Source organism: Claveliimonas bilis (assembly GCF_030296775.1).
GTDB classification, from domain to species: Bacteria; Bacillota; Clostridia; order Lachnospirales; family Lachnospiraceae; genus Claveliimonas; species Claveliimonas bilis.
The window spans coordinates 1,228,754-1,249,751 of sequence record NZ_AP027742.1; the positions used below are offsets into that span (position 1 = coordinate 1,228,754).

The 20,998-nt window shown below is 45.6% G+C and carries 17 protein-coding genes; 16 read left to right on the top strand and 1 reads right to left on the bottom strand.

What is annotated here, in order from left to right:
• Nucleotides 1-149: 149 nt before the first annotated feature.
• From R2J37_RS06020 to kdsB, 15 genes are all read left to right on the top strand, one after another.
• The gene (locus tag R2J37_RS06020) at nucleotides 150-794 is read left to right on the top strand and encodes a cell wall hydrolase (RefSeq protein WP_230106620.1); all 645 of its coding nucleotides are present in this window, start codon (nucleotides 150-152) and stop codon (nucleotides 792-794) included.
• A gap of 251 nt (nucleotides 795-1,045) precedes the next feature.
• Nucleotides 1,046-2,317, top strand: a complete 1,272-nt coding sequence (locus R2J37_RS06025; RefSeq protein WP_316266625.1) for a glycosyltransferase family 4 protein — start codon at nucleotides 1,046-1,048, stop codon at nucleotides 2,315-2,317.
• On the top strand, nucleotides 2,220-3,104 hold the full coding sequence (locus tag R2J37_RS06030) for a glycosyltransferase family 2 protein (RefSeq protein ID WP_230106618.1): 885 nt from the start codon (nucleotides 2,220-2,222) through the stop codon (nucleotides 3,102-3,104). The genes R2J37_RS06025 and R2J37_RS06030 overlap by 98 nt, the downstream gene beginning before the upstream one ends.
• A complete protein-coding gene (locus R2J37_RS06035; protein ID WP_316266627.1) occupies nucleotides 3,061-4,344 on the top strand; it encodes a hypothetical protein in 1,284 nt (427 codons plus the stop codon). The genes R2J37_RS06030 and R2J37_RS06035 overlap by 44 nt, the downstream gene beginning before the upstream one ends.
• Entirely contained in the window at nucleotides 4,341-5,099 is a 759-nt protein-coding gene (locus R2J37_RS06040) for an ABC transporter permease (protein WP_316266629.1), read from the top strand. The genes R2J37_RS06035 and R2J37_RS06040 overlap by 4 nt, the downstream gene beginning before the upstream one ends.
• 49 nt (nucleotides 5,100-5,148) lie before the next feature.
• Nucleotides 5,149-5,922 (top strand): ABC transporter ATP-binding protein, encoded by a 774-nt coding sequence (locus tag R2J37_RS06045; protein WP_316266631.1) that lies wholly within the window; start codon nucleotides 5,149-5,151, stop codon nucleotides 5,920-5,922.
• Nucleotides 5,919-7,943, top strand: a complete 2,025-nt coding sequence (locus R2J37_RS06050) for an HAD-IA family hydrolase (RefSeq protein ID WP_316266633.1) — start codon at nucleotides 5,919-5,921, stop codon at nucleotides 7,941-7,943. The genes R2J37_RS06045 and R2J37_RS06050 overlap by 4 nt, the downstream gene beginning before the upstream one ends.
• Complete coding sequence (locus R2J37_RS06055) at nucleotides 7,940-9,337, top strand: exopolysaccharide biosynthesis polyprenyl glycosylphosphotransferase (protein ID WP_316266634.1); 1,398 nt, start codon at nucleotides 7,940-7,942, stop codon at nucleotides 9,335-9,337. The genes R2J37_RS06050 and R2J37_RS06055 overlap by 4 nt, the downstream gene beginning before the upstream one ends.
• A complete protein-coding gene (locus tag R2J37_RS06060; protein WP_316266636.1) occupies nucleotides 9,324-10,904 on the top strand; it encodes an aldolase catalytic domain-containing protein in 1,581 nt (526 codons plus the stop codon). Before R2J37_RS06055 ends, R2J37_RS06060 begins: the two co-directional genes overlap by 14 nt.
• Nucleotides 10,905-11,420, top strand: coding sequence for a KdsC family phosphatase (locus R2J37_RS06065; protein WP_316266638.1), 516 nt, complete (start codon nucleotides 10,905-10,907; stop codon nucleotides 11,418-11,420).
• Nucleotides 11,401-14,082, top strand: coding sequence for a hypothetical protein (locus R2J37_RS06070; protein ID WP_316266640.1), 2,682 nt, complete (start codon nucleotides 11,401-11,403; stop codon nucleotides 14,080-14,082). The genes R2J37_RS06065 and R2J37_RS06070 overlap by 20 nt, the downstream gene beginning before the upstream one ends.
• Complete coding sequence (locus R2J37_RS06075; protein ID WP_316266642.1) at nucleotides 14,079-15,632, top strand: polysialyltransferase family glycosyltransferase; 1,554 nt, start codon at nucleotides 14,079-14,081, stop codon at nucleotides 15,630-15,632. Before R2J37_RS06070 ends, R2J37_RS06075 begins: the two co-directional genes overlap by 4 nt.
• Nucleotides 15,622-16,413, top strand: coding sequence for an LbetaH domain-containing protein (locus R2J37_RS06080; protein WP_316266644.1), 792 nt, complete (start codon nucleotides 15,622-15,624; stop codon nucleotides 16,411-16,413). Before R2J37_RS06075 ends, R2J37_RS06080 begins: the two co-directional genes overlap by 11 nt.
• Before the next feature lie 66 nt (nucleotides 16,414-16,479).
• Nucleotides 16,480-17,283 (top strand): CatB-related O-acetyltransferase, encoded by an 804-nt coding sequence (locus R2J37_RS06085; RefSeq protein ID WP_230106607.1) that lies wholly within the window; start codon nucleotides 16,480-16,482, stop codon nucleotides 17,281-17,283.
• Nucleotides 17,284-17,365: 82 nt separating this feature from the next.
• Nucleotides 17,366-18,130 carry a 3-deoxy-manno-octulosonate cytidylyltransferase gene (gene kdsB, locus R2J37_RS06090; RefSeq protein WP_316266646.1) on the top strand — a complete coding sequence of 255 codons (765 nt, stop codon included), beginning with the start codon at nucleotides 17,366-17,368 and terminating at the stop codon, nucleotides 18,128-18,130.
• A 49-nt stretch (nucleotides 18,131-18,179) separates the two neighbouring features.
• On the opposite strand, the gene R2J37_RS06095 is transcribed toward kdsB, so the two are convergent.
• On the bottom strand, nucleotides 18,180-18,539 hold the full coding sequence (locus R2J37_RS06095) for a metal-dependent transcriptional regulator (protein WP_230106605.1): 360 nt from the start codon (nucleotides 18,537-18,539) through the stop codon (nucleotides 18,180-18,182).
• Nucleotides 18,540-18,752: 213 nt separating this feature from the next.
• Between R2J37_RS06095 and pcrA the strand changes: the two genes are divergently transcribed.
• On the top strand, nucleotides 18,753-20,984 hold the full coding sequence (pcrA, locus tag R2J37_RS06100) for a DNA helicase PcrA (protein ID WP_316266648.1): 2,232 nt from the start codon (nucleotides 18,753-18,755) through the stop codon (nucleotides 20,982-20,984).
• The last annotated feature ends 14 nt before the right edge of the window (nucleotides 20,985-20,998 follow it).

A 20,998-nucleotide genomic window follows, 5' to 3' on the forward strand; every position in this document is an offset into this window, starting at 1 on the left:
CAATGAAATAAAAAAGTTGACAGATTGGAAATCTTATAGTACAATACCCGGCGTAATAATTTTGTAACATTTGTAATATAGAAGAAATAAAATGCATATAAAAAATAATAGAAATGTAAGAATGTTACAAAACCAGGAGGTAGGAGTATATGAAATTAAAGGGAAAAGGACGATTGCGTTTTACGGTACTCGCCGTACTTTGTGCGGTAAATACGGCAGGATTTACCAGTTTTGCTATGTCGCCGGAAGGGGAGACACCGGTGATTTACGGGGCGACTTCGCTGGAAGATGATCTTCCGGACAGTGCATCTTCTAAGGAAGTGGCAAAAAAGGTGACAGAAGCCGTGCAGCAGATTGCTGTAGAGAAAACAGAGGAACGGGTGAAACAGATTCAGGCAGAAGAAGAGGCCAGAAGGAAAGCAGAGGAAGAAAGGCTTGCTGCAGAAGCAGCAAGAAAAGCGCGGGAGGAAGATCAAAGACTTCTGGCAGCGCTGATATTCTGCGAGGCTGGAAATCAGCCTTATGAAGGCCAGGTGGCAGTTGGAGCCGTTGTGATGAATCGGGTAAACAGCGGAGTCTATCCGGGATCCATTCGAGAAGTTATCTATCAGTCCGGACAGTTCGGTCCTGCTATGACAGGATGGCTGGACAGCGTTCTGCAAAGCCGGAGTTATACGGAAAGCGCCATGCAGGCAGCGGCAGATGCCATGGCAGGCAGCAATCCTGTAGGAGGGTGTCTTTCTTTTGGAAACGGAAACTATGGGATCCGCATTGGAGATCATTATTTTCATTAATTGCCCTTTGCAAAGAGAGGGAAAATATTTAAGCAGTCAGCCAGTTACGGCCGGCTGCTTTTTGTTGGCATGAATTAAATTTTCCTGAAAAAGACTTTGTGGGTTACCCCTTTTCTGCCAGAATCCGCATCTATTTCCAGCAAAACCATAAGGAAATCACAGCGGACAAATGATAGACTGACATCGGAGCAAAAAAGAAAAATAAAAAGGGGAAGGACAGGACTGTCTGGAAAAGCAGGGAGTGAAGAAAGATGAGACGCAAAGTTCTGATTGTGACAACTGTCAGCGGATTTTTATATCAGTTTGAAAAAAACGCAGTAGAAATATGGAAAGAAAAAGGAGCCAGCCTTCACTATGCTTCTAATTTTCAGATAAAAGCTTATGAATTTGAAGCGGAATTTTTTGAAAAAAATGAGATTGTATGCCATCCCCTTACAATAGAAAAATCTCCTTATAGGATCGGCAGGAATATGCAGGCTCTCAAAGAACTGATCCGAATTATAAGAGAAGAAAAGATTGACATCGTGCACTGCCACAATCCTATGGGAGGGGTGCTGGGAAGACTGGCAGCTCATCTGTCCGGGAGAGAGGTGCATGTGATATACACCGCTCACGGTTTCCACTTTTATAAGGGAGCGCCTCTTAAAAATTGGCTTCTGTATTATCCGGCGGAAAAATTTTTGGCGAAATGTACGGATACGCTGATCACAATTAACCAGGAAGATAAAAACATTGCAGAGACATTTCATCTGAAAAAGAATGGACAGCTTGCCGCTATACCGGGAGTAGGGGTGGATCTGAAAAAGTACTGTCCGAAACAGGAGCAAAGAGAAGCAGCGAGGGAAGTTCTTGGAGTCGGGTCAGGGGAGTTGTGCCTTATGACAGCAGCCCTTCTTGATAAAAATAAAAATCACAGGGTGATATTCAAACTTCTGGAACAATGGAGGAAAGAAAAGGATTTTCCCCAAATAAAATATGTGATATGCGGTGCAGGACCTTATGAATCTAAATTAAAAAGAGAGGTAAAAAGAAGGGGACTGGATGATATCGTCTGTTTTCTGGGATTTCGCCGGGATCTGCCCTTTGTTTTACAGGGAGTAGATCTCTTCCTGTTTCCGTCTAAGCGAGAGGGACTGGGAATGGCCGCTTTGGAAGCAATGGCCTGCGCTGTTCCGGTAGCGGCAGCGGAAAACAGAGGGACAAGAGAATATGTAAGGCATGGGGAAAACGGGTTCCTCTGTGACCCGGGAAAAACGGAAGGGTTTCGCGCAGCGATCGAAGAGATAGAAAGGAAAGCAAAGCGGGGAAATGAACTGTCTGCCATGAAAGAAGCAGCAGTAAGAACTGCATCTGCATTTAGTGCAGAACAGTCAAAATCAAAAATGGAAATGATTTACAAAAGCATTGGGAAAGGAAGCAAGGAACATGAATCGAAGGAAAGTCAGTGTGATCATGAGTGTTTACAATCCAAAGCCGTTTTCCCAGCTGGAGACGGCGGCCAGATCTATTTTGGAACAGAGTGAAAGGGACTGGGAACTTCTGATCTATGATGATGGTTCATCCGAAGAGTGGAAAGAGAGGATCAAAAGTCTTGAAATGTTGGATTCAAGGATCCGCTGTCTGGAAGGAAAGGAAAACCGCGGTATTGCCTATGGCCTGAATCAGTGTATCCAGGAGGCGGAGGGAGAGTATATTGCAAGGATGGACGGTGATGATATCTCTCTGCCGGACCGGCTGAAGGAACAGGCGCATTTTCTGGATGAACACAAAGAGTATGAGTTTGTGGGATGCAGCGCTTTTCTCATAGGAGAAGATGGGGTGTGGGGCGTAAGAGAAATGCCTGAAATTCCGAAAAAAGAGAGTTTTCTTTCTTCTTCACCCTACATTCATCCTTCTGTGATGTTCAGAAAGAGCGTATTTGAAAAGCACGGATATTATCATGTGTCAGATGAAACAAAGCGATGCGAGGACTATGAACTTTTTATGCGCCTGCATATTTTCGGCTGCCGTGGGTATAATCTTCAGAAGAAATTGTTTTGCTACCGGGAGGACAAAGGAAGTTACAGGAAGCGGCGGCTCTGTTACAGAATAGATGAGATCAGGCTTCGCCGCCTTGGGTTTGCGGCACTTGGACTGAACGGGGCAAAAGCATGGATGTACCGCTATAAACCTTTGGCGGTGTGGATGATCCCGGGTATCATATACCGGGGGCTGAAACGCTGTCAGGCAGGAGGGCAGGCGGTGCTTAAGGAAAGGAGACAAAGCGGTGAGTACCCATACCCATGCCGAGATCATCAGCCGGGATTCTGAAGCAATACTGGCTCCTGCATTTGTAGAATTTGTAAAATGGGTTTTGAAATCCGCCGGAGAACAGAATATCCGGCGGATTTATTTTCTTGCCAGAGACGGATATCCGATGTACCGGGCGGCACAAATTTTAAGCCGGGGAAGAGAACCTGAAATAGAGTGCCGGTATCTTCGGTGTTCCAGATATGCACTTCGGATCCCGTCTTTTCATCTGATCGGGAAGGAGGCGGCAGAACAGATCTGCCTGGGAGGAATAGATGTGACCCTTGAGAAAGTATTAAAAAGGGCAGCGCTGACCGATGAGGAGGCCGGGGAAATCGCCGGACTTTTGGGAAGACAAAAAGAGATGGACCGGATCTTGTCCTATGGAGAAGTCCAGATGTTGAAAAGAGAGCTTTTGGACATGGAAAAATTTTGGGAATATGTAAACATTCATGCCGGGGAAGCATATGACGCGGCTGTCGGGTATCTTAAGGCAGAGGGACTTATGGATGCAGTGCGCTGGGCGGTGGCGGACAGCGGGTGGACCGGAAGTATGCAGATGACCCTTCGGATCCTTTTGGAATCAGCCGGCTACAGGGGGAGACTGACGGGATATTATTTCGGCCTTTATCATATCCCGGAGGGGGAGAAAAAAGAGAATTATCATGCATACTATTTCGGACCATTCGGCAAGATAAAGAGAAAAGTACATTTTTCCAACAGCTTGTTTGAATGCATGTTCAGCGAACCGGAACAGATGACGCTGGGATATAAGGAAACGTCCGGGGGATATGAACCGGTCAGAGAGCCGGGAGAAGTGAAAAATAAAGAAGCGCTGGAAATCATTGCAGACGCAGTAGAAAAAGAGGCGCAGAAAGAAGCTTTGGAACTTCCGGACCGTCTGCATCTGTGGCAGATCCTTGATCCTGATGTGATCCAGAGAAAGATGGCAGATCTGATGAGCAGACCTGATAAGGAACAGGCGCAGGCTTTTGGGAATCTCTGGTTTAATGATGACGTCAGGGGAGAGGGACAGAAGATCGCTGTTCCCCTGACAGAAGAAGAGATCCGAAACAGTCACGTACTGCCCAGAGGAGCATCTATGACCGGTATCCGAAAAGAACCGGTAAAGGAAAGCGCCTGGATGGAGGGGAGCATTGTACTTGGAGGAAAGAGGATAAGATGGCATCTCTGGCAAAACCGGATGTATAAGTACATCCTCTACATCAAAAAGCAGATCATGGAGAAACGGAAAAAATGAGAAAGCAATCCTATTTTGTGATACAGGAACTGGTTTCCAGGGAACTGAAAAGAAAATACAGCAGATCCAGGCTGGGAATCCTGTGGAGTGTTTTAAGCCCTCTGCTTTCTATGGCTGTTCTGTCTCTGGTCTTTTCTGCCATGTTCCGAAAATCCATTGAAAATTATCCGGTTTATTACCTGACAGGTTTTATCCTGTGGAATTTTTTTACTACGGCCACCAATACAGCCATGACAGCTCTTGCGGATAATCAGGCTCTGATCCTGCAGGTGAAATTTCCAAGGGAGGTGTTTCCTTTTGCCAGGGCATATACAGCTTTTGTCAATTTCCTCTATTCCCTTATCGCCTATGGGATCATTCTGCTGATTTTTGGAATACGCCTGTCGGCAGCAGTTTTCCTGTTTCCTGTGATCGTGTTTTTTATTTTCCTGTTTTCTCTTGGCATGGGATATCTGCTGTCAGTGCTTTATGTGTTTTTCGGTGATGTGCGGCATTTGTATTCAGTTTTCCTGACGCTTTGGATGTACCTTTCTGCTCTCTTTTATCCACTGGAACTTTTGCCGGAGACTATGCAGCGGCTGATCTGGCAGAATCCCATCTATAATTTCATTGCGGCGGCCAGAGACTGCATCCTTTATGGAACCTTACCCCGATCAGCTGTTATGATTCGGATTTTTGTGTGGGGGATTGGGATGTACGGGGCAGGCAAATTTGTATTTCAGAAAAGCCAGAGCAAAGTCATACAGAAATTGTAAAAGGGTATGCGGACATGGGGATTTATAATAAAAGGAGGGGAAAGAGAACATGAAAGAGGAAAAGAAAAAGGCAGGCTGCCCGGTTATTTCTGTTCGGGACGTCAGTATGTATTTTAAAGTACCGGAAGAAAGCGCTTCCAGTCTGAAGGAATTTACAGTGCAGCTGGCGGCAGGCAGACGGCGCTACCGTACACTCAAAGCTTTGGATCATATCAGTTTTGATGTGTATGAGGGGGAAGTGATGGGAATTATCGGAACCAACGGATCAGGGAAGAGTACCCTTTTGAAGATCATTTCCGGCGCTATGATCCCTACAGGAGGAAGTGTACAGGTAGATGAGAGCCAGGTTCAGCTCCTTACGCTGGGGACCGGCTTTGACCGGGAACTGACCGCCAGAGAAAATGTATATCTGAATGGTGCGATCTTGGGATACAGCAGGGAGTTTATCCGGAGAAAATATAGAAAGATCGTGGAGTTTGCAGAGTTGGAGGGCTTTATGGAACAGAAGATAAAAAACTTTTCCTCCGGTATGATATCCCGTTTGGGATTCGCCATTGCCACGGTAAGAGAAACGCCTGGGATCCTGATCCTGGACGAGGTGTTAAGCGTGGGAGATCTGTTTTTTAAGGAAAAAAGCGGCAGACGCATCGAAGAGATGATACACAGCGGGGCAACCGTTTTGATCGTTTCTCATTCTACAGACACAATTTTGAAAAACTGCAGCCGGGCGGTGTGGATTGAAAAAGGAGAGCAGAAAATGACCGGGAATCCGGGGGAAGTCTGCCGGGCTTATGTGGAGTATGGAAAGGAGAAAAAGAGATGAAAAGCGCAGGGCGCATATGGCTTTACCAACTGCTGGTAAACCGGGTTCCCGGTATTCGCAAGCGGTATCACGAAATGAGGAAGACGTATGGCGGAAAGAAGGGACAGCTTCTTAGCTGGTGCGCCCTTCTTTTTTGGAATATCCGGTATTATGTGCTGGGCGGCAGAGATGACAGCGGATTTTCCGGAAAGACTTATGAGAAAAAGAAACTGAAGCTTCAGGAGTCAGCCTGTCCGGGGCGCATGGATCAAAGAGCGCTGAAACAAAAGATGATGGCTGCTGACGTGATCTCCTTCGATGTATTTGATACGCTGCTTGTCCGGCCGTTTTCGGAACCGGCAGATCTTTTTTATCTGGTAGGGATGCATTTTTCCTGCCCTGACTTCCGGCTGCTTCGGGTAGAAGCGGAGCGAAAGGCCAGGCAGAGGAAAAAAAAGTGTGGAGAAGAGGCGGAAGTAACCCTTGCGGAAATCTGGGATCTTCTGGAAAAGATGACCGGAATCCCGGCGGAAGAAGGGATAGACAAAGAAAAGGACATGGAGCGGAAATACTGTTTTGCAAATCCTTATTTTGCCGGCGTTCCGCAGAAGCTTCAAGAAGCCGGGAAAACAGTGATCGCTGTCAGCGATATGTATCTGGAACAGGAATTTCTGGAGAGTCTGCTTTTAGAAAAGGGATTCGGAGGGCTGGATGCCTGTTTTGTTTCATCCCGGTGGGGAGTCACGAAAGCAGAGGGGACGATGTACGGGAAGGTGGAAGCGGAGCTTGCAGGGCAGAAAAATTTCCTCCATATCGGGGATGATCGGTACAGTGACATTGCGATGGCAAAAAGAGCAGGATGGGATACGTTCTGGTATCCCAATATCCAGATGCAGGGGAGAAGATACCGCCCCTGGGATATGTCGGTCATTACAGGCAGTATGTATGGAGGAATGGTGAATATCCGGCTTCATAACGGCAGCAGGATTTATTCTCCCTTTTATGAATACGGTTATGTGTACGGAGGGATCCTGGCTCTTGGATACTGCCAGTTTATCCATGATTTTGTCAGGAGAAAAGAGATTTCACAGATTTGGTTTCTGGCAAGAGATGGAGAAATTCTGAAAAAAATCTATGATTGTCTGTACCCCGGGGAGGAGACAGTCTATGTGCTCTGGTCCCGGGGAGCAGCGGCACGGATTCTTAGCAGCGCATGGAAGGAAGATTTTTTTGAAAGGTTCCTTTTCCAGAAAACAGGACAGGGCTATTCCATGGCAGAAATTTTCAAGGCAATGGAGCTGGAGCATATGCTTTTGGAAGTCTGCAAAGATCTGGGATGCAGAGCCGATACCCGGCTGGATCTTCCCCTTGCCAAAAGATGCCGCTTCTGTCTGAAAAGAAGATGGCAGCAGGTGGAAACAGCCTACCGGGAAGAAAAAGAGGCTGCCAGAGAATATCTGACATCCCTTGCGGGGAATCATAGCAGGATTGCCGTAGTGGATATTGGCTGGGCCGGAAGCGGAGCACTGGGGATTTCGCATCTCTTAAGAGAGGAATTTGGACTTTCCTGCAAGGTGTATGGCCTTTTGGCAGGTACAAACACCTGTCACAATCCGAGACCGGATACGTCGGAGAGCTTCTTTTTTGATGGAATGATAGCGAGCTATCTTTTTTCACAGACAAAAAACAGAGATCTCTGGAAATTTCACGACCTGAACCGGAAGCATAATCTGTACATGGAGCTTCTTTTTACTTCGGATTCCCCCACATTGAAAGGCTTTTGCCTGGACGAGAATGGAAAAGTAGGATTTCGCTATGGAAAGAAAGAGGCTCACGGAAAGCAGATACGGCAGATTCAGCGAGGGATTTTAGATTTTACGGCGGATTACAGAAAATATTTTCCTGAATTTGTTACAGGAGAAAGGGGAATCATAAAGGGGAGAGATGCCTATGCACCGTTGCTGCCTTTTTTACAGGATAAAAAGGTCAGAAAAGCTCTGGAGCGTTTGTTTGACTGGGACACCAGCGCAGATACCCAGTGAAAGAAAAGAAAAACCGCAGGTATAAGACAATGAGGAAAGGACACAATACATTTAGAGCATGGAAAATATTGACTCAGGGGATGCTTATCGCCCTGTATTTTCTGGCATCGGCACAAGTAATGCGGGAAATCTGGAAAGAGCGTTATCTTCCGGTCACTCTTTTGTATATGGTGATGCTGGAAGTATCTTATCTGATGCTGGAGGCCGGAAATATCGAGCAAAGGAGGATCCTTGACCTTGTATACGGGCAGTTTTTCGGCGCTCTGTGTGCAAATCTCTTTTTTGCCCTGCTGATGTATACAGTCAGCACGCTCTCTTTTGAAGCCATACTTCCATATTTTTTCACACTGACTTTATTAGAGGTCATGTCAGGTATCCTGTGGGCCGTTCTCTTTTTCTGGATTTATCTGAAGGGACAGTCCTTCAAGAAAGCTCTTTTTATTTACGGGAACAGAGAGAGGATGCCTGAGACTGTTCTGGAAAATAACCGGATCAACGGATACTTTCAAATTACAAAATCTATGCATTTTAGAGAGGGAATCCCAAAAGCAATGAAACTGATGGAAGAATGTGAGGCGGTTTTCCTTGGAGATATTCCCTGTCAGGAGCGAAATGAGCTTATGAAAACCGCTGTCCGGATGGACCGGGAATGCTACAGTATTCCAAAAGTGACAGATATTTATATCAAAAATACTACGATCCGGCGGCTTTATGACAAAGTACTTTTCCGATGCAGCCAAAGTCGCCTCACAAGGGAGCAGGAGGTGATAAAGCGGGCAGAGGATGTGATAGTATCCTTCCTTCTTCTTGTTCCAGCCCTTCCTGTCATGCTGCTGATCGCACTTGGTATTAAGCTTGAGGATAGAGGTCCCGTATTTTACAGGCAGAAAAGAGTGACAAAGGGCGGCAGGGAATTTGACATGCTGAAATTCAGAAGTATGCATGTGGATGCGGAAAAGGACGGGCCAAGGCTTGCGGGAAAATATGACAGCCGCATTACAAAGGTGGGGAGAGTAATCCGGAATCTTCATTTTGACGAGCTGCCACAGCTTTTTAACATCTTTCGGGGAGAGATGTCTCTGGTAGGTCCAAGACCGGAACGGCGGGAGTTTATTGAAGAGTATGCAAAAATAATCCCGGAATTTACGGAGAGGCTGAAAGTGCGGGGAGGTCTTACAGGATATGCACAGATATACGGGAAATACAATACGGGCCCGGAAGATAAGATAAAATACGACCTGATCTATATTTATCAATATTCACTCCGGCTGGATATCCGCCTTTTGTTTCTCACTGTCCGCATTCTGTTTCAGAAAGAAAATGCGGAAGGGGTAGAGGAAAAAGAGCAGGATGACACCGGAGATCAGAAAGGAGACGGACATGGAAAACATTAGACTGCTGGATTGTACGTTAAGGGACGGAGGGTACATCAACGACTGGAATTTTGGGGAAAAGACGATCCGAAGTATCATTGACAGGCTGATCGAGGCCAAAACAGATCTGGTGGAGGTGGGATTTTTAAGGAACTGTACCTATGATCCTGACCGTACCTTGTTTCATTCTGTAAGAGAATTGAAAAAAGTCCTTCCTTCCAGCCATGGAAATACAAAATTTGTAGCTATGGCCCTTCACAATCAGTATGATATACGAAATCTGGAAGAGTGTGACGGGACTGTGGACGCAGTGCGTGTTACTTTCCATGACTATGATGTGGAAGAAGGACTGGATTTCTGCAGAAAGGTGAAGGAAAAAGGCTACCAGCTTTTTATCAATCCCATCAATATTATGGGTTACCGGGATCAGGAGCTGGTAAAGCTTCTGAAAAAAGTCAGCAATCTGGAACCTTACGGATTTTCTATTGTAGATACCTTTGGTTCCATGACAAAAAAAGAGTTGGTGAGGATTTATTCTCTCTGTGAGAACAATTTAGACGAAGCGATTGTTTTGGGCCTTCACCTCCATGAAAACATGGCCCAGTCTTTCCTTCTTGCCCAGACGTTTCTGGAGATGAAGGATCCAAGGAGAAACTGCGTTCTGGACGCTTCTTTAAACGGAATGGGGCGGGTACCGGGGAATCTCTGTCTGGAACTGATCATGGATTATATGAACCGAAGTTATGGGAAAGATTATGACATTGATCCGGTATTGGATGCCATCGAGGAGTATATTACTCCCATCAAGAGCAGGGAACCCTGGGGTTACATGGCGGAATATTTCATCTCAGCAAAATATAATCTCCACCGGAATTATGCCGAATATCTGCTGTCAAAAGGAACCCTCACCGCAAGAGACATGCATCAGATCTTAAAAATGCTGCCGGAAAACAAAAAAAGTGCCTTTGATCCGGCTTGTATTGAAGAGCTGTATCAAGAATATAAAAATCAGACTGTGTCAGATCAGGCTTCCCTTGGCAGTCTGAAACAGATATTTGAAGGCCGTGCGGTAGTTTTGCTGGCTCCGGGGACAAGTCTCGAATATCAGTGGGATAAGGTGAAAGACTATATCAGGTCCCAAAAGGCAATCATCGTGTCAGCAAATTTCTATTTTGCGGAGCAGGAAGGCGGCTTTGCCTTTTTCAGCAATGCAAAACGTTTTGCGGAGTATCAGGCGCTTCGGAAACAGGATATCCATGTGATTCTTACATCTAACATTACAAAAGGCGTTCGTCCGGGAGATGATGTCATCAATTACCGGCGCCTTGCCATGGAAGGAGAAGAGCCTTCAGAAAACTGCGGCATTATGCTCCTTCGTCTGATGAGCCTTCTGAAAGTAAAGGAAGCCGCACTTGCAGGGTTTGACGGATATACATCGGAAGGAGAAGATTATATGAAAGGATATTTCGGGGCGTTTCAAAATGCCAGAGAGGGAGATAACCGGAAGATTGCCGGAGAGATCCGGAAACTGCAGAAGAAAATCAAGATTTTGTTCCTGACTCCATCACAATACGAGGAGGCGGTTTAAATGCAGCAGGTACTTGAAAAGCTGGATATGATCCGGTATCTGATCCTGGATGTGGACGGCACGATGACAGACGGAGGGGTTTATCTGGACAGCCGGGGAGAGGAAATGAAAAAGTTTTCCATTAAGGACGGGGCAGGGATCCTCCTTGCAAGACAGGCGGGAATTGAGACTGTGATCCTGACAGGAAGAGAGAGCATGTGTGTTTCGAGAAGAGCAAAAGAGCTTGGCATCCGGGAGGTCTTTCAGAATATAAAGGATAAAAAAGAGTTCCTTGTCCGCTTTCTTGAAGAGAAAAAGATTACCCCGGAGGAGGCTGCCTATATTGGAGATGATTTGAATGATCTGGAGGCAATGAAATGCGTAGGGACGGCTGTCTGTCCCCAGGATGCAGCGAAACAGATCAAGTCCTTCTGTCCTTTTGTACTTTCCAGCAAAGGAGGGGAAGGAGCAGTACGTGAATTTGTGGAGATGATTCTGGAAAAAAGGGGAATACAGTATGAAGGATTGGTTTTATGACAGGATTGTCCGCCGAAATGAGAGAATACAAAAAGAATATGAGCGCTATGTCCGTGGACATTTAGAGGAGCATAAGCAGAAAAGATGGAAACATTGGCTTGTGCTTCTGGGATTGTCCTGGAAATACCGGAACAGTCAGAAAAACCGGATCCATACGTTTGTCCTTGTAAAACAAAAGAAGGACAGTGCAAAGGTTCGCATGGAGTGGGTGCCGGGTGCTGTGTGCTACAATATTTATCTTTCTACAGATGGGGTGAAATACCATTTTTTACAAAAAGAAAAGCATCATGTATGCACCCTGCAGGGAATGGGAAATGGAAAAATGTATTTCCTTAAATATAAGGTTTCCCTGGATGGCAGATTTTACAGCGAATTTTCAGAGGTTCTGACCGTATCTGCCGTACAGAATAAAGAACTGTACTTTATGGAGCAATTGTCCCAAAAGCTGGAAAAAGAAAATGGTTCCTCAGATATAAAAGGAAAAAACAGAAATCAAAATACGGCGGCAGGGATTATGACAGCGGAGGCAAAACAAGGAGAAGGAATCCGAATTTCCTGGAAAAGGGCGCCGGGGGCTATTCATTATAATCTCTACCGCGCGGAGGAAGGGAAACCGTATATATTTCTGATCCAGACAGAAAAGGACTCATATATGGATGAAAAGATCAGCGGGGGAATGTCCTATGAGTACAAGCTGAAATATACAGGGGACGGGAAGAAATACCATGATTATTCCATCCCTGTTTCTGTGATGGCGCCGGCAGAAAAATACAGGGGAGGAAACAGCGGCCCTCTGCCGGAGAAAGGGGCCGAATCAGCCGGCGATGGACGGATCAGCTTTATGCATCTTGCAAAAGGGATGATGCCCTATGAAGTCATTTCATTCGATGTTTTTGACACGCTGATCTTCCGTCCCTTTGAGCACTCTTACGACCTCTTTGTTCTGGAAGGGGAGGAGCTTGATATTATGGATTTCTGTGAGATCAGGCGAAGTGCGGAGGAAGAAGCAAGGCAGAACAGCCGTTTAAAAAGGGGCAACAGGGAAGTGACACTGGAGGAAATCTATGATCTTGTGGCGGACGAGACCGGGATCGATCCGAAGGAAGGTGAAGCACTTGAATTTTCCATGGAATGCCGCCTGTGTTACGGGAATCCCTACATGTTGGAAGTTTTTCATATACTCAAAGAACAGGGCAAGATCCTGGTAGCTTTGTCGGATATGTATCTTTCTGCTGCCAAAATGGAGAAACTCCTTTCCTGCTGCGGCTATGAAGGCTTTGACGAAATTATTGTATCCTGCGACTATAACTGTTCCAAAAGAGACGGGGGACTCTATGATGTGCTGAAAAAGAAGTATGCGGGCAGAACCATCGTTCATGTGGGGGATCATCCTGTATCTGATCTGGAATCAGCCCGGAAAAAGGGAATTGACGCCCGGTTTTATCAAAATGTCAATGAGGCGGGCAGGAGATACCGGGCGAAGGATATGTCTTATCTTGCGGGGAGCGCTTATCGTGGGATCGTTAATGCCTGGCTGCACAGCGGAAGGAGAAGTTTTACCCCTTACTATGAAGTGGGGTTTGTCTATACCGGGTTTTACTGCATGGGATTTTGCCAGTGGATTGCCCGTTATGTCAGGGAACATGAGCTGGAGAAGGTCCTGTTCCTTGCGCGGGAAGGGGATATTTATCAGAAAGTTTTTCAGGAAATGTATCCGGACATCCCCACAGAGTATGTTCTCTGGTCCAGGATTCCGGTGGTGAAAACGACAGTGAGAAAGAACCGGCATCCTTACCTTCTGCAGATCGTTCATCATAAGGCCAATGCACTGTATAAATCTATGATAGGGACGCTGCTGGAGCGGACCGGTATTGGAAGACTAAAAGCATATCTGCCGGATTACCGGCTGAAGGGAGAAGAATTTCTGACGCCGGGAAATGAGAAAGTATTAAGGGAGCTTTTGCTGGATCACTGGGATGAAGTATGCAGCTGTTATGAGGCCGATGATACTTATATCCGTTCTTATCTGGAGAGAAAGATCCAGAATGCGAAAAAGGCAGCGGTAGTAGATGTAGGATGGTCCGGCAACAATGTGCTTCAGGTCAAGTATCTTGTGGAGGAGGCATACGGGATGGACTGTCGGATCCACTGTCTGCTGGCAGCTGCAAGAAATGTCAATGACACTTATATGGCCGGGATGATGCAGAGGAAAAGAGTGGAAACGTACATCTTTTCCAATATGTACAATAAGGGACTCCACGACACCCATCAGGAAGAAAACAAGAAACTTAATTCTTTCTTTTTTGAGATACTCACCCAGTCAAGCACTCCCACCTTCGTTGGCTTTGATCAGCAGGGGAAGTTTCTCTATGACATTCCGGAAGTGGAAAACTACTGCCATAACCGGGAGATCCATCAGGGAACGCTGGATTTTGTAAAGGAGTATCAGAAAAGGTTCCGGGATTTTCCCTTTATGCTGGATATATCCGGTCATGACGCCTATATGCCGTTTCAGTATTTTTCCAGAAATCTTCTGTGGCTGAAAAAATATTTCGGAAATTATATCTTTGGCCGAGACCTTTTTGCTACTGGGGAAGAGGCTGTGATGGAATCAGTATCAGAGGTAATGAAAAAAGCAGGATTATGGGAGGAAGGATCATGATATTATATCAGGCGCTGTCGTCGTACCAGATTCTGGAATGTATGGTTCACAGACAGGTTTTTTATAAAGATCAGAAATGTATCTTAATCCTGGGAACCTATATCCGGGAGAGGATGCCGAAATACTGGGAACTGGAGACAAAGGGCTTTTTTGACGAAGTATATCTGTTCCGCTTTGGCGGATACAGGGGGAGCGAGGATGAGATCATACGTCAGGTAGAAGAAGAACTGAAGGTAAGCCTGCCGTATGCTCTGGAGGATTTTGAAAAAATACTGGCAGCAGGCATCCATACTTACCTGCAGGTATATATGGCTTTTCGAGGGATTCCCTTTGAAATGTTTGAGGATGGAAGCGGAGCCTTAAGCCGTCCCTGGATTCTGGCTGATATTCATCGAAAAAGTTCACCTGCCAGATATGAATTGATTGAAAAGTATCGGCTGTACGATCATCAAAATTCCATGATTACAAAAAAATATTGTGATATGAAAGCCCAGGAACAGGGATTTTATGACAAAAAGGCGGAAGATTTTCAGGTTATGGAACACTTCCACAGTCTGACGGATCAGAAAAAAGAAGGCATCCGGCATATTTTTACCCTTCCTTTTCAAAAAGGGAGGGAGGACAGAGTGCTTCTTCTGACCCAGCAGTTTGCCAATTTGGGGCAGATTCCCTACGACGGACAGATCTGTATTTACCGTCACCTCTTTGCTTATTATTTAAGAGACAGGAAAGTTATCATTAAAACGCATCCGGATGATATTCTTTACTATCATCGGCTTTTTCCAGAGGCGGAGGTGATCCGTGAGACTTTTCCCTCGGAGCTTCTGCCCCTTGTGTTTGAGAAGATGCCGGACAGCGTCTGCACCGTAAGTTCTACAGGGGTCAATCAGATCCGGGGAGAATTTAAGGAGCATATTATTTTCGGACCTTCCTATGAGACAAGTTATGTGTATGACGGAATTTATTATGCAGCCTTACGGCTGGCGGACCATCTGGGAATATACCATATATGTGTATCAGGAGTCAATGAGATTCAGCTTCATTACCTGGCAGAGCTTTGTCCGGAATTTTCGGGGAAATTTTCAGTAAGTCGGGAAAAGGCAGAAGGCCCATGTCTTTGTTTTACAGGAGATCTGGAAGAAGAGGATGTGAGAATCAAAGGAGAAATAGGCGGGAAAGAAAGAGAAGAGGGGGCGGAAGGTATCCTGTATCTCAATGAAAAGAAAGGGTACCGGATGAAAAGCTTTGAGAAGATGATCCCTGTCAGTGTCCGGGAAGGGGAAAGGCAGCACACAATATTTTTTCAGTCAGGAAAGGAAGAGATAAAAGAAATGGCAGCAGAATTTTGGGAAGAGATCAAGCTTCCTTATCTGGAAGAGGAAATTGCTATTGAAAAATTAAATGACGATCAGATGAAAATCCGTATGCTGGAAGGGATTCTGGAGGCAACTCAAAAAAGGCTTCTGGAATATATCAGACGGGAAAAAGAGCTGAAGAGTAAAATTTCCGTATTGGAAGGAAAGGTGAAAAGAGATGTGGGTGAACCGTAGTCAGGCTCTTATGCTTCCTGACGGAAGACGGGCAGTCACAGTAAATGGAGACTGCAGGATCGGTCATAAGAGAAGATGTCCCCGGGTAGATATAGAGGCAGCGGTGTGTATTGGTGATGGAGCAGAGATCGAGGCCGGATTTATCGGTATGGGGACTTTTATCGGAAGGGGAACAAGTATCCTGCGGACAGAATCGGTGGGACGTTTTGTCACAATAGGGGAATACTGCAGCATTGGGGCAGAACTGGCAGAAACGGGAAAGCGTATCAGTACCTCTTATTTTGTAAAGGGGCGCGCTTTGCCCTGGTATGAAAAATTTATGGTTCCTGTACAGGTGTATCGATCAACTGCAAAGAAGAAACTCCGGATAGGGAGCGATGTTTATATCGGTGCCCATTCAGTAGTGGCGGAAGGAATCTCTATTGGCGATGGAGCTATCCTTTTACCCGGTACCGCTGCTGATAAAGATATACCTTCTTACTCGGTTGTCTATGGTAATCCGGCAAAGATATGGGAATATCGCTTTAGCAGGGAAGAGACAGAACGTTTGAAAAAGATCCGGTGGTGGGATTATGGGGAAAGACTTCTTGGGAAGGCAGATTTTGCAAGGGCAGATTTTGACAAAGTGCTGGAAATCCTGGAGAAAGAGAAGGATCAGATAACGCCGATCCTTCCGATGGAAACAGGAATGAAAATCCGGTATAAAGACGGATACTGCTGTATTTACAGTAAACTTATGGATCAAAAGACGCTGCTTTACCAGTTCCCGGAAAATGGATAAAATTTCGGACAGTCAGAGCATACCGACGTCGGTGTGTAAGGAAAAAGAGACAGGTGGAATGAAGACATGCTTATCAATTCAAAATTTTATTTTCCAACAGAATACGGCCAGGGGGTTACACTTACCGGAGAAGATACAGATATTTGCTATGCCTCTGCAAAGGATTGTGTGCTGGAGGCTCCCGTGAGATTTTGTTCCGGAGTGAAGATTGATGCGGAGAAGATCGGAGCATTTTCTTTTTTTAATCAGAACAGCAGCCTTAGGTTTATCGAATCCATTGGAAGATTCGCCCTTTTTGCTTCAGAAGTGATCATGGGAGGCGCCGTTCATCCCGTTGAATCCATCAGTACCCATCTTCTTTTCCAGAATATGGACAACAGCTGGAACCGGAATTTCCACAGTCTGTGCAGTCAGGAGGGTTTTCTGGAAGAGATTGTGCGTTATCAAAAAGAGCATGAACTGAAAGGAAAGACAAGGATCGTCATCGGCAATGATGTCTGGATCGGTAACCGGGCTGTCATTTTGAGGGGAGTGACCATCGGAGACGGCGCCGTGGTAGGAGCGGGGGCAGTGGTGACAAGGGATGTGGAGCCTTACACGATTGTGGGAGGCGTGCCTGCAAGAACGATCCGGAAACGCTTTTCAGATAAAGTGATCGAAAAGCTGGAACAGGTTAAATGGTGGGATTACGGGCCGGATATTATGGCCGGAATTGATCTGAATCAACCGGAGGAAGCGGTGAAATATCTGGAAGAAAGAGTAGAAAACGGATTTGCCAGATATGCAGGGGAGAAATTTGCCTTTCACCCTGGAAGCAGAACGATCACAAGGAGAGAGAATAAAGAAGAGGTCCTTTTATATAAAATATAATGTCAATGGCGGCGTACAAGAGAGGGAATCATCTCAGGCAGATGTCTTTTGTGTCGCTTTCGGGAAAGGGAGGAAAAGCATAATGCGGACAGCAGGAATTATACCGGCCAGATATGGAGCATCCCGGCTTCCGGGGAAACCCATTCAGGATATCCAGGGAAGGCCGATGATCTGGTGGGTGTATCAGAAGGCAATAAAGGCAAAAAGATTAGATCAGGTTCTGGTAGCGGCAGATGATGAGAGGATTATGGAAGAATGCAGCAAATGGAAGATTCCGGCAGTTCTGACCGGAACATCTCACCGCAATGCAGCCAGCAGGCTTCAGGAAGTATCCGAAAGGATTGGGGCAGACTTCTATGTGCAGATCAACGGTGATGAACCTTTGATCCGTCCGGAATATATTGACGCTGTGATTCCAGAGACTATTCCGACAGAGGAGGAGTTTGGCACCAATATTATTGCACCTGTGGCATCTCCGGCAGAGGTGCTGGATCCCTCCAATATTAAAGTAGTGTTTGACTCATCCCTCCGGGCACTCTACATGTCGAGAACGCCAATCCCCAACCCTTTTCTATCCATTGATGTTACCTATTACAAACATGTGGGGATTCTTGGATATAATAAGAAGATGCTGGACTTTTATAAAAATTCTGTGCCGGGGACTTTTGAGAAGATTGAGGGAATCGACACACTGCGTTTTTTGGATTACGGAAAACATCTGCAGTTTATTGTGCTTGAAGAGGTGGAAAGTCTTTCAGTGGATACGTCCAAGGATCTGGAATATGTAAGAAAATTACTGCAGAGAGAAAAAGATATTGTCGAAACGGGCAATAAAAAAAGCCGGTAAAGAACGAAATCTTTACCGGTTTTGTGTTTGCTGATAACAGTGAAGATCTTTATTCAATATGGCGTTTGATCGCTTCAAAACTTTCGGCGCTGATGACATGTTCCATGCGGCAGGCATCTGCTACAGCTACCTTGGGATCCACGCCGAGACGGATCAGCCAGGAAGAGATCAGCTGATGACGTTCATAGATACATTCAGCAATTTCCCGTCCGGATGGCGTCAGAGTGATGTAACCTTCCGGTGATACCTGAATGTGATTGCTTTCACGCAGTTTTTTCATAGCCACGCTGACGCTGGATTTTTTAAAATCCAATTCGGTAGCAACATCCACAGAGCGGACGACAGGATGGGATTTGCTTAAGATAAGAATCGTTTCCAGATAATTTTCCGCAGATTCATTTATATTCATATCTGATCACCTCGGTTTCTTGCGCAAAAATCAGCGCAGTGTAAACACATGGAGTAGAAATTTCAACCCTATCTCAGTGTTAGTACATAGTATAGCATAAGAATGCTGTCACATCAAATATAATTCTATAGCGGTGTGAGTCAAGGCTGGAAAGAAAAATAAAAGTATGGTATGATGAAGCGTAACGTGAAAATATCATTTTAAGGAGAAAGTATGAGTATTTATGACAGCCTGAACGGGCCGCAGAGAGAAGCGGTATATCATACAGAAGGACCACTTTTGATCCTGGCAGGCGCCGGATCGGGAAAGACCCGCGTGCTGACACACAGGATTGCATATTTAATAGAAGAAAAAGGAATTAATCCCTGGAATATCCTTGCCATTACTTTTACAAATAAAGCGGCCGGCGAGATGAGAGAAAGGGTGGATCAGATCGTTGGTTTTGGGGCGGAAAGCATTTGGGTGAGTACTTTTCACTCTACATGCGTGAGGATTTTGAGACGCCACATTGATCGCTTGGGATACGATACAAATTTTACGATTTATGACACAGACGATCAGAAAACATTGATGAAGGATGTGTGCAAACGTCTTCAGATTGATACAAAAGTTTATCGGGAGAGAAATCTTCTGGCAGCTATTTCAGCGGCGAAAAATGAGCTTATTACTCCGGAAGAATACCGGCTGCAGTCAGAAGGGGATTTCGGAAGGCAGAAAATAGCTTCCGTCTATGAGGAATATGAAAAACAGATGAGGGCAAATAACGCACTGGATTTTGACGACCTTCTTCTGAAAGCGGTGCAGCTGTTCCAGACACAGCCGGAGGTTCTGGACTATTATCAGGAGCGCTTCCGGTATATTATGATCGATGAATATCAGGATACCAATACGGTACAGTTTCAGCTTGTCAGTTTGCTGGCAGCTAAATATCGGAATTTATGTGTAGTAGGTGATGATGACCAGTCTATCTACAAATTCCGGGGAGCAAATATCAGAAATATCCTGAATTTTGAGCAGGTGTTTGAGGATGCCAGGGTGATCAAGCTGGAGCAGAATTACCGGTCTACAAGTACGATACTGGATGCGGCAAATGCAGTGATAAGAAACAATAGAGGCAGAAAAGAAAAGACATTGTGGACGGATAACGGTCAGGGAGAAAAGATCACCTTCCGTCAGTTTGACACTGCCTATGACGAGGCAGAATATATTGTGGGCGATATAAAAGAGAACATAGAAAACGGAAGGTGCAATTATAATGATAATGCGGTCCTTTACCGGACAAATGCTCAGTCCCGGCTTTTGGAGGAGAAGCTTGTAGCGGCCAATATTCCCTATAAAATTGTGGGCGGCATTAATTTCTATGCAAGGCGGGAAATAAAAGATCTGCTTGCTTATTTGAAGACCATTGATAATGCCAGAGATGACCTTGCGGTCAGACGTATTATCAATGTTCCCAAAAGAGGGATCGGACTTACCAGTGTAAACCGGCTGCAGGAATATGCCCTTGCCAGAGATATCAGTTTTTATGAGGCTCTGCTGGGAGCAGATCTGATTCCGGGAATCGGAAGAGGGATTGCACGGCTGGAGTCATTTGCGGCTTTGATGGAACATTTCCGTACCAGGGCTGATGAGATCAGTATTTCTCAGCTTCTGGATGAGATCCTGGAAACGACGGGGTACATAGAAGAGCTGAAAACAGAAGGGGAAATCGAGGCGGAAGCAAGAATTGAAAATATCGATGAGCTGAAAAATAAAATAGCCGCTTATGAGGAGGCCTGCCAGGAACAGGGAGAGAGACCGAGTTTAAGCGGCTTTCTGGAAGAGGTTGCTCTTGTAGCGGATGTGGATAGCCTGGATGAGAACAGCGACTATGTTGTTTTGATGACGCTGCACAGTGCCAAAGGACTGGAATTTCCACAGGTTTATCTTGCTGGTATGGAAGATGGGCTGTTTCCAAGCTATATGACCATTACGGCAGACGACCCGGAGGAGATAGAGGAGGAGCGAAGGCTTTGTTATGTGGGAATCACAAGGGCTAAGGAACATCTGACTTTAACCTGCGCAAAGCGCCGTATGGTAAGAGGAGAAACGCAGTACAATAAAATGTCCCGGTTTTTAAAAGAGATTCCTATGGAACTTCTGGAAACGGGAATAAAATTTGAAAAAGAGGAAAGGGAAGAAGAAAAACCGCAGCCGTGGCAGCAGGCAAGGCAGTCTTTTCGGTCAAAGCCCTTCACTGCGCCAAAGCCGGTACAGCAGTTTAAAGTTGCAGGAGGAAAAGGTCCCGGCTATGATGTGGGCGACAGAGTACGTCATGTCAAATTTGGAGAAGGGATTGTGACTTCCATTGTAGAAGGCGGAAGAGATTATGAAGTGACTGTGGAATTTGATACGGCCGGAACGAAAAAAATGTTTGCAGTATTTGCAAAACTGCAGAAAATATAAAAATGTACAAAAAC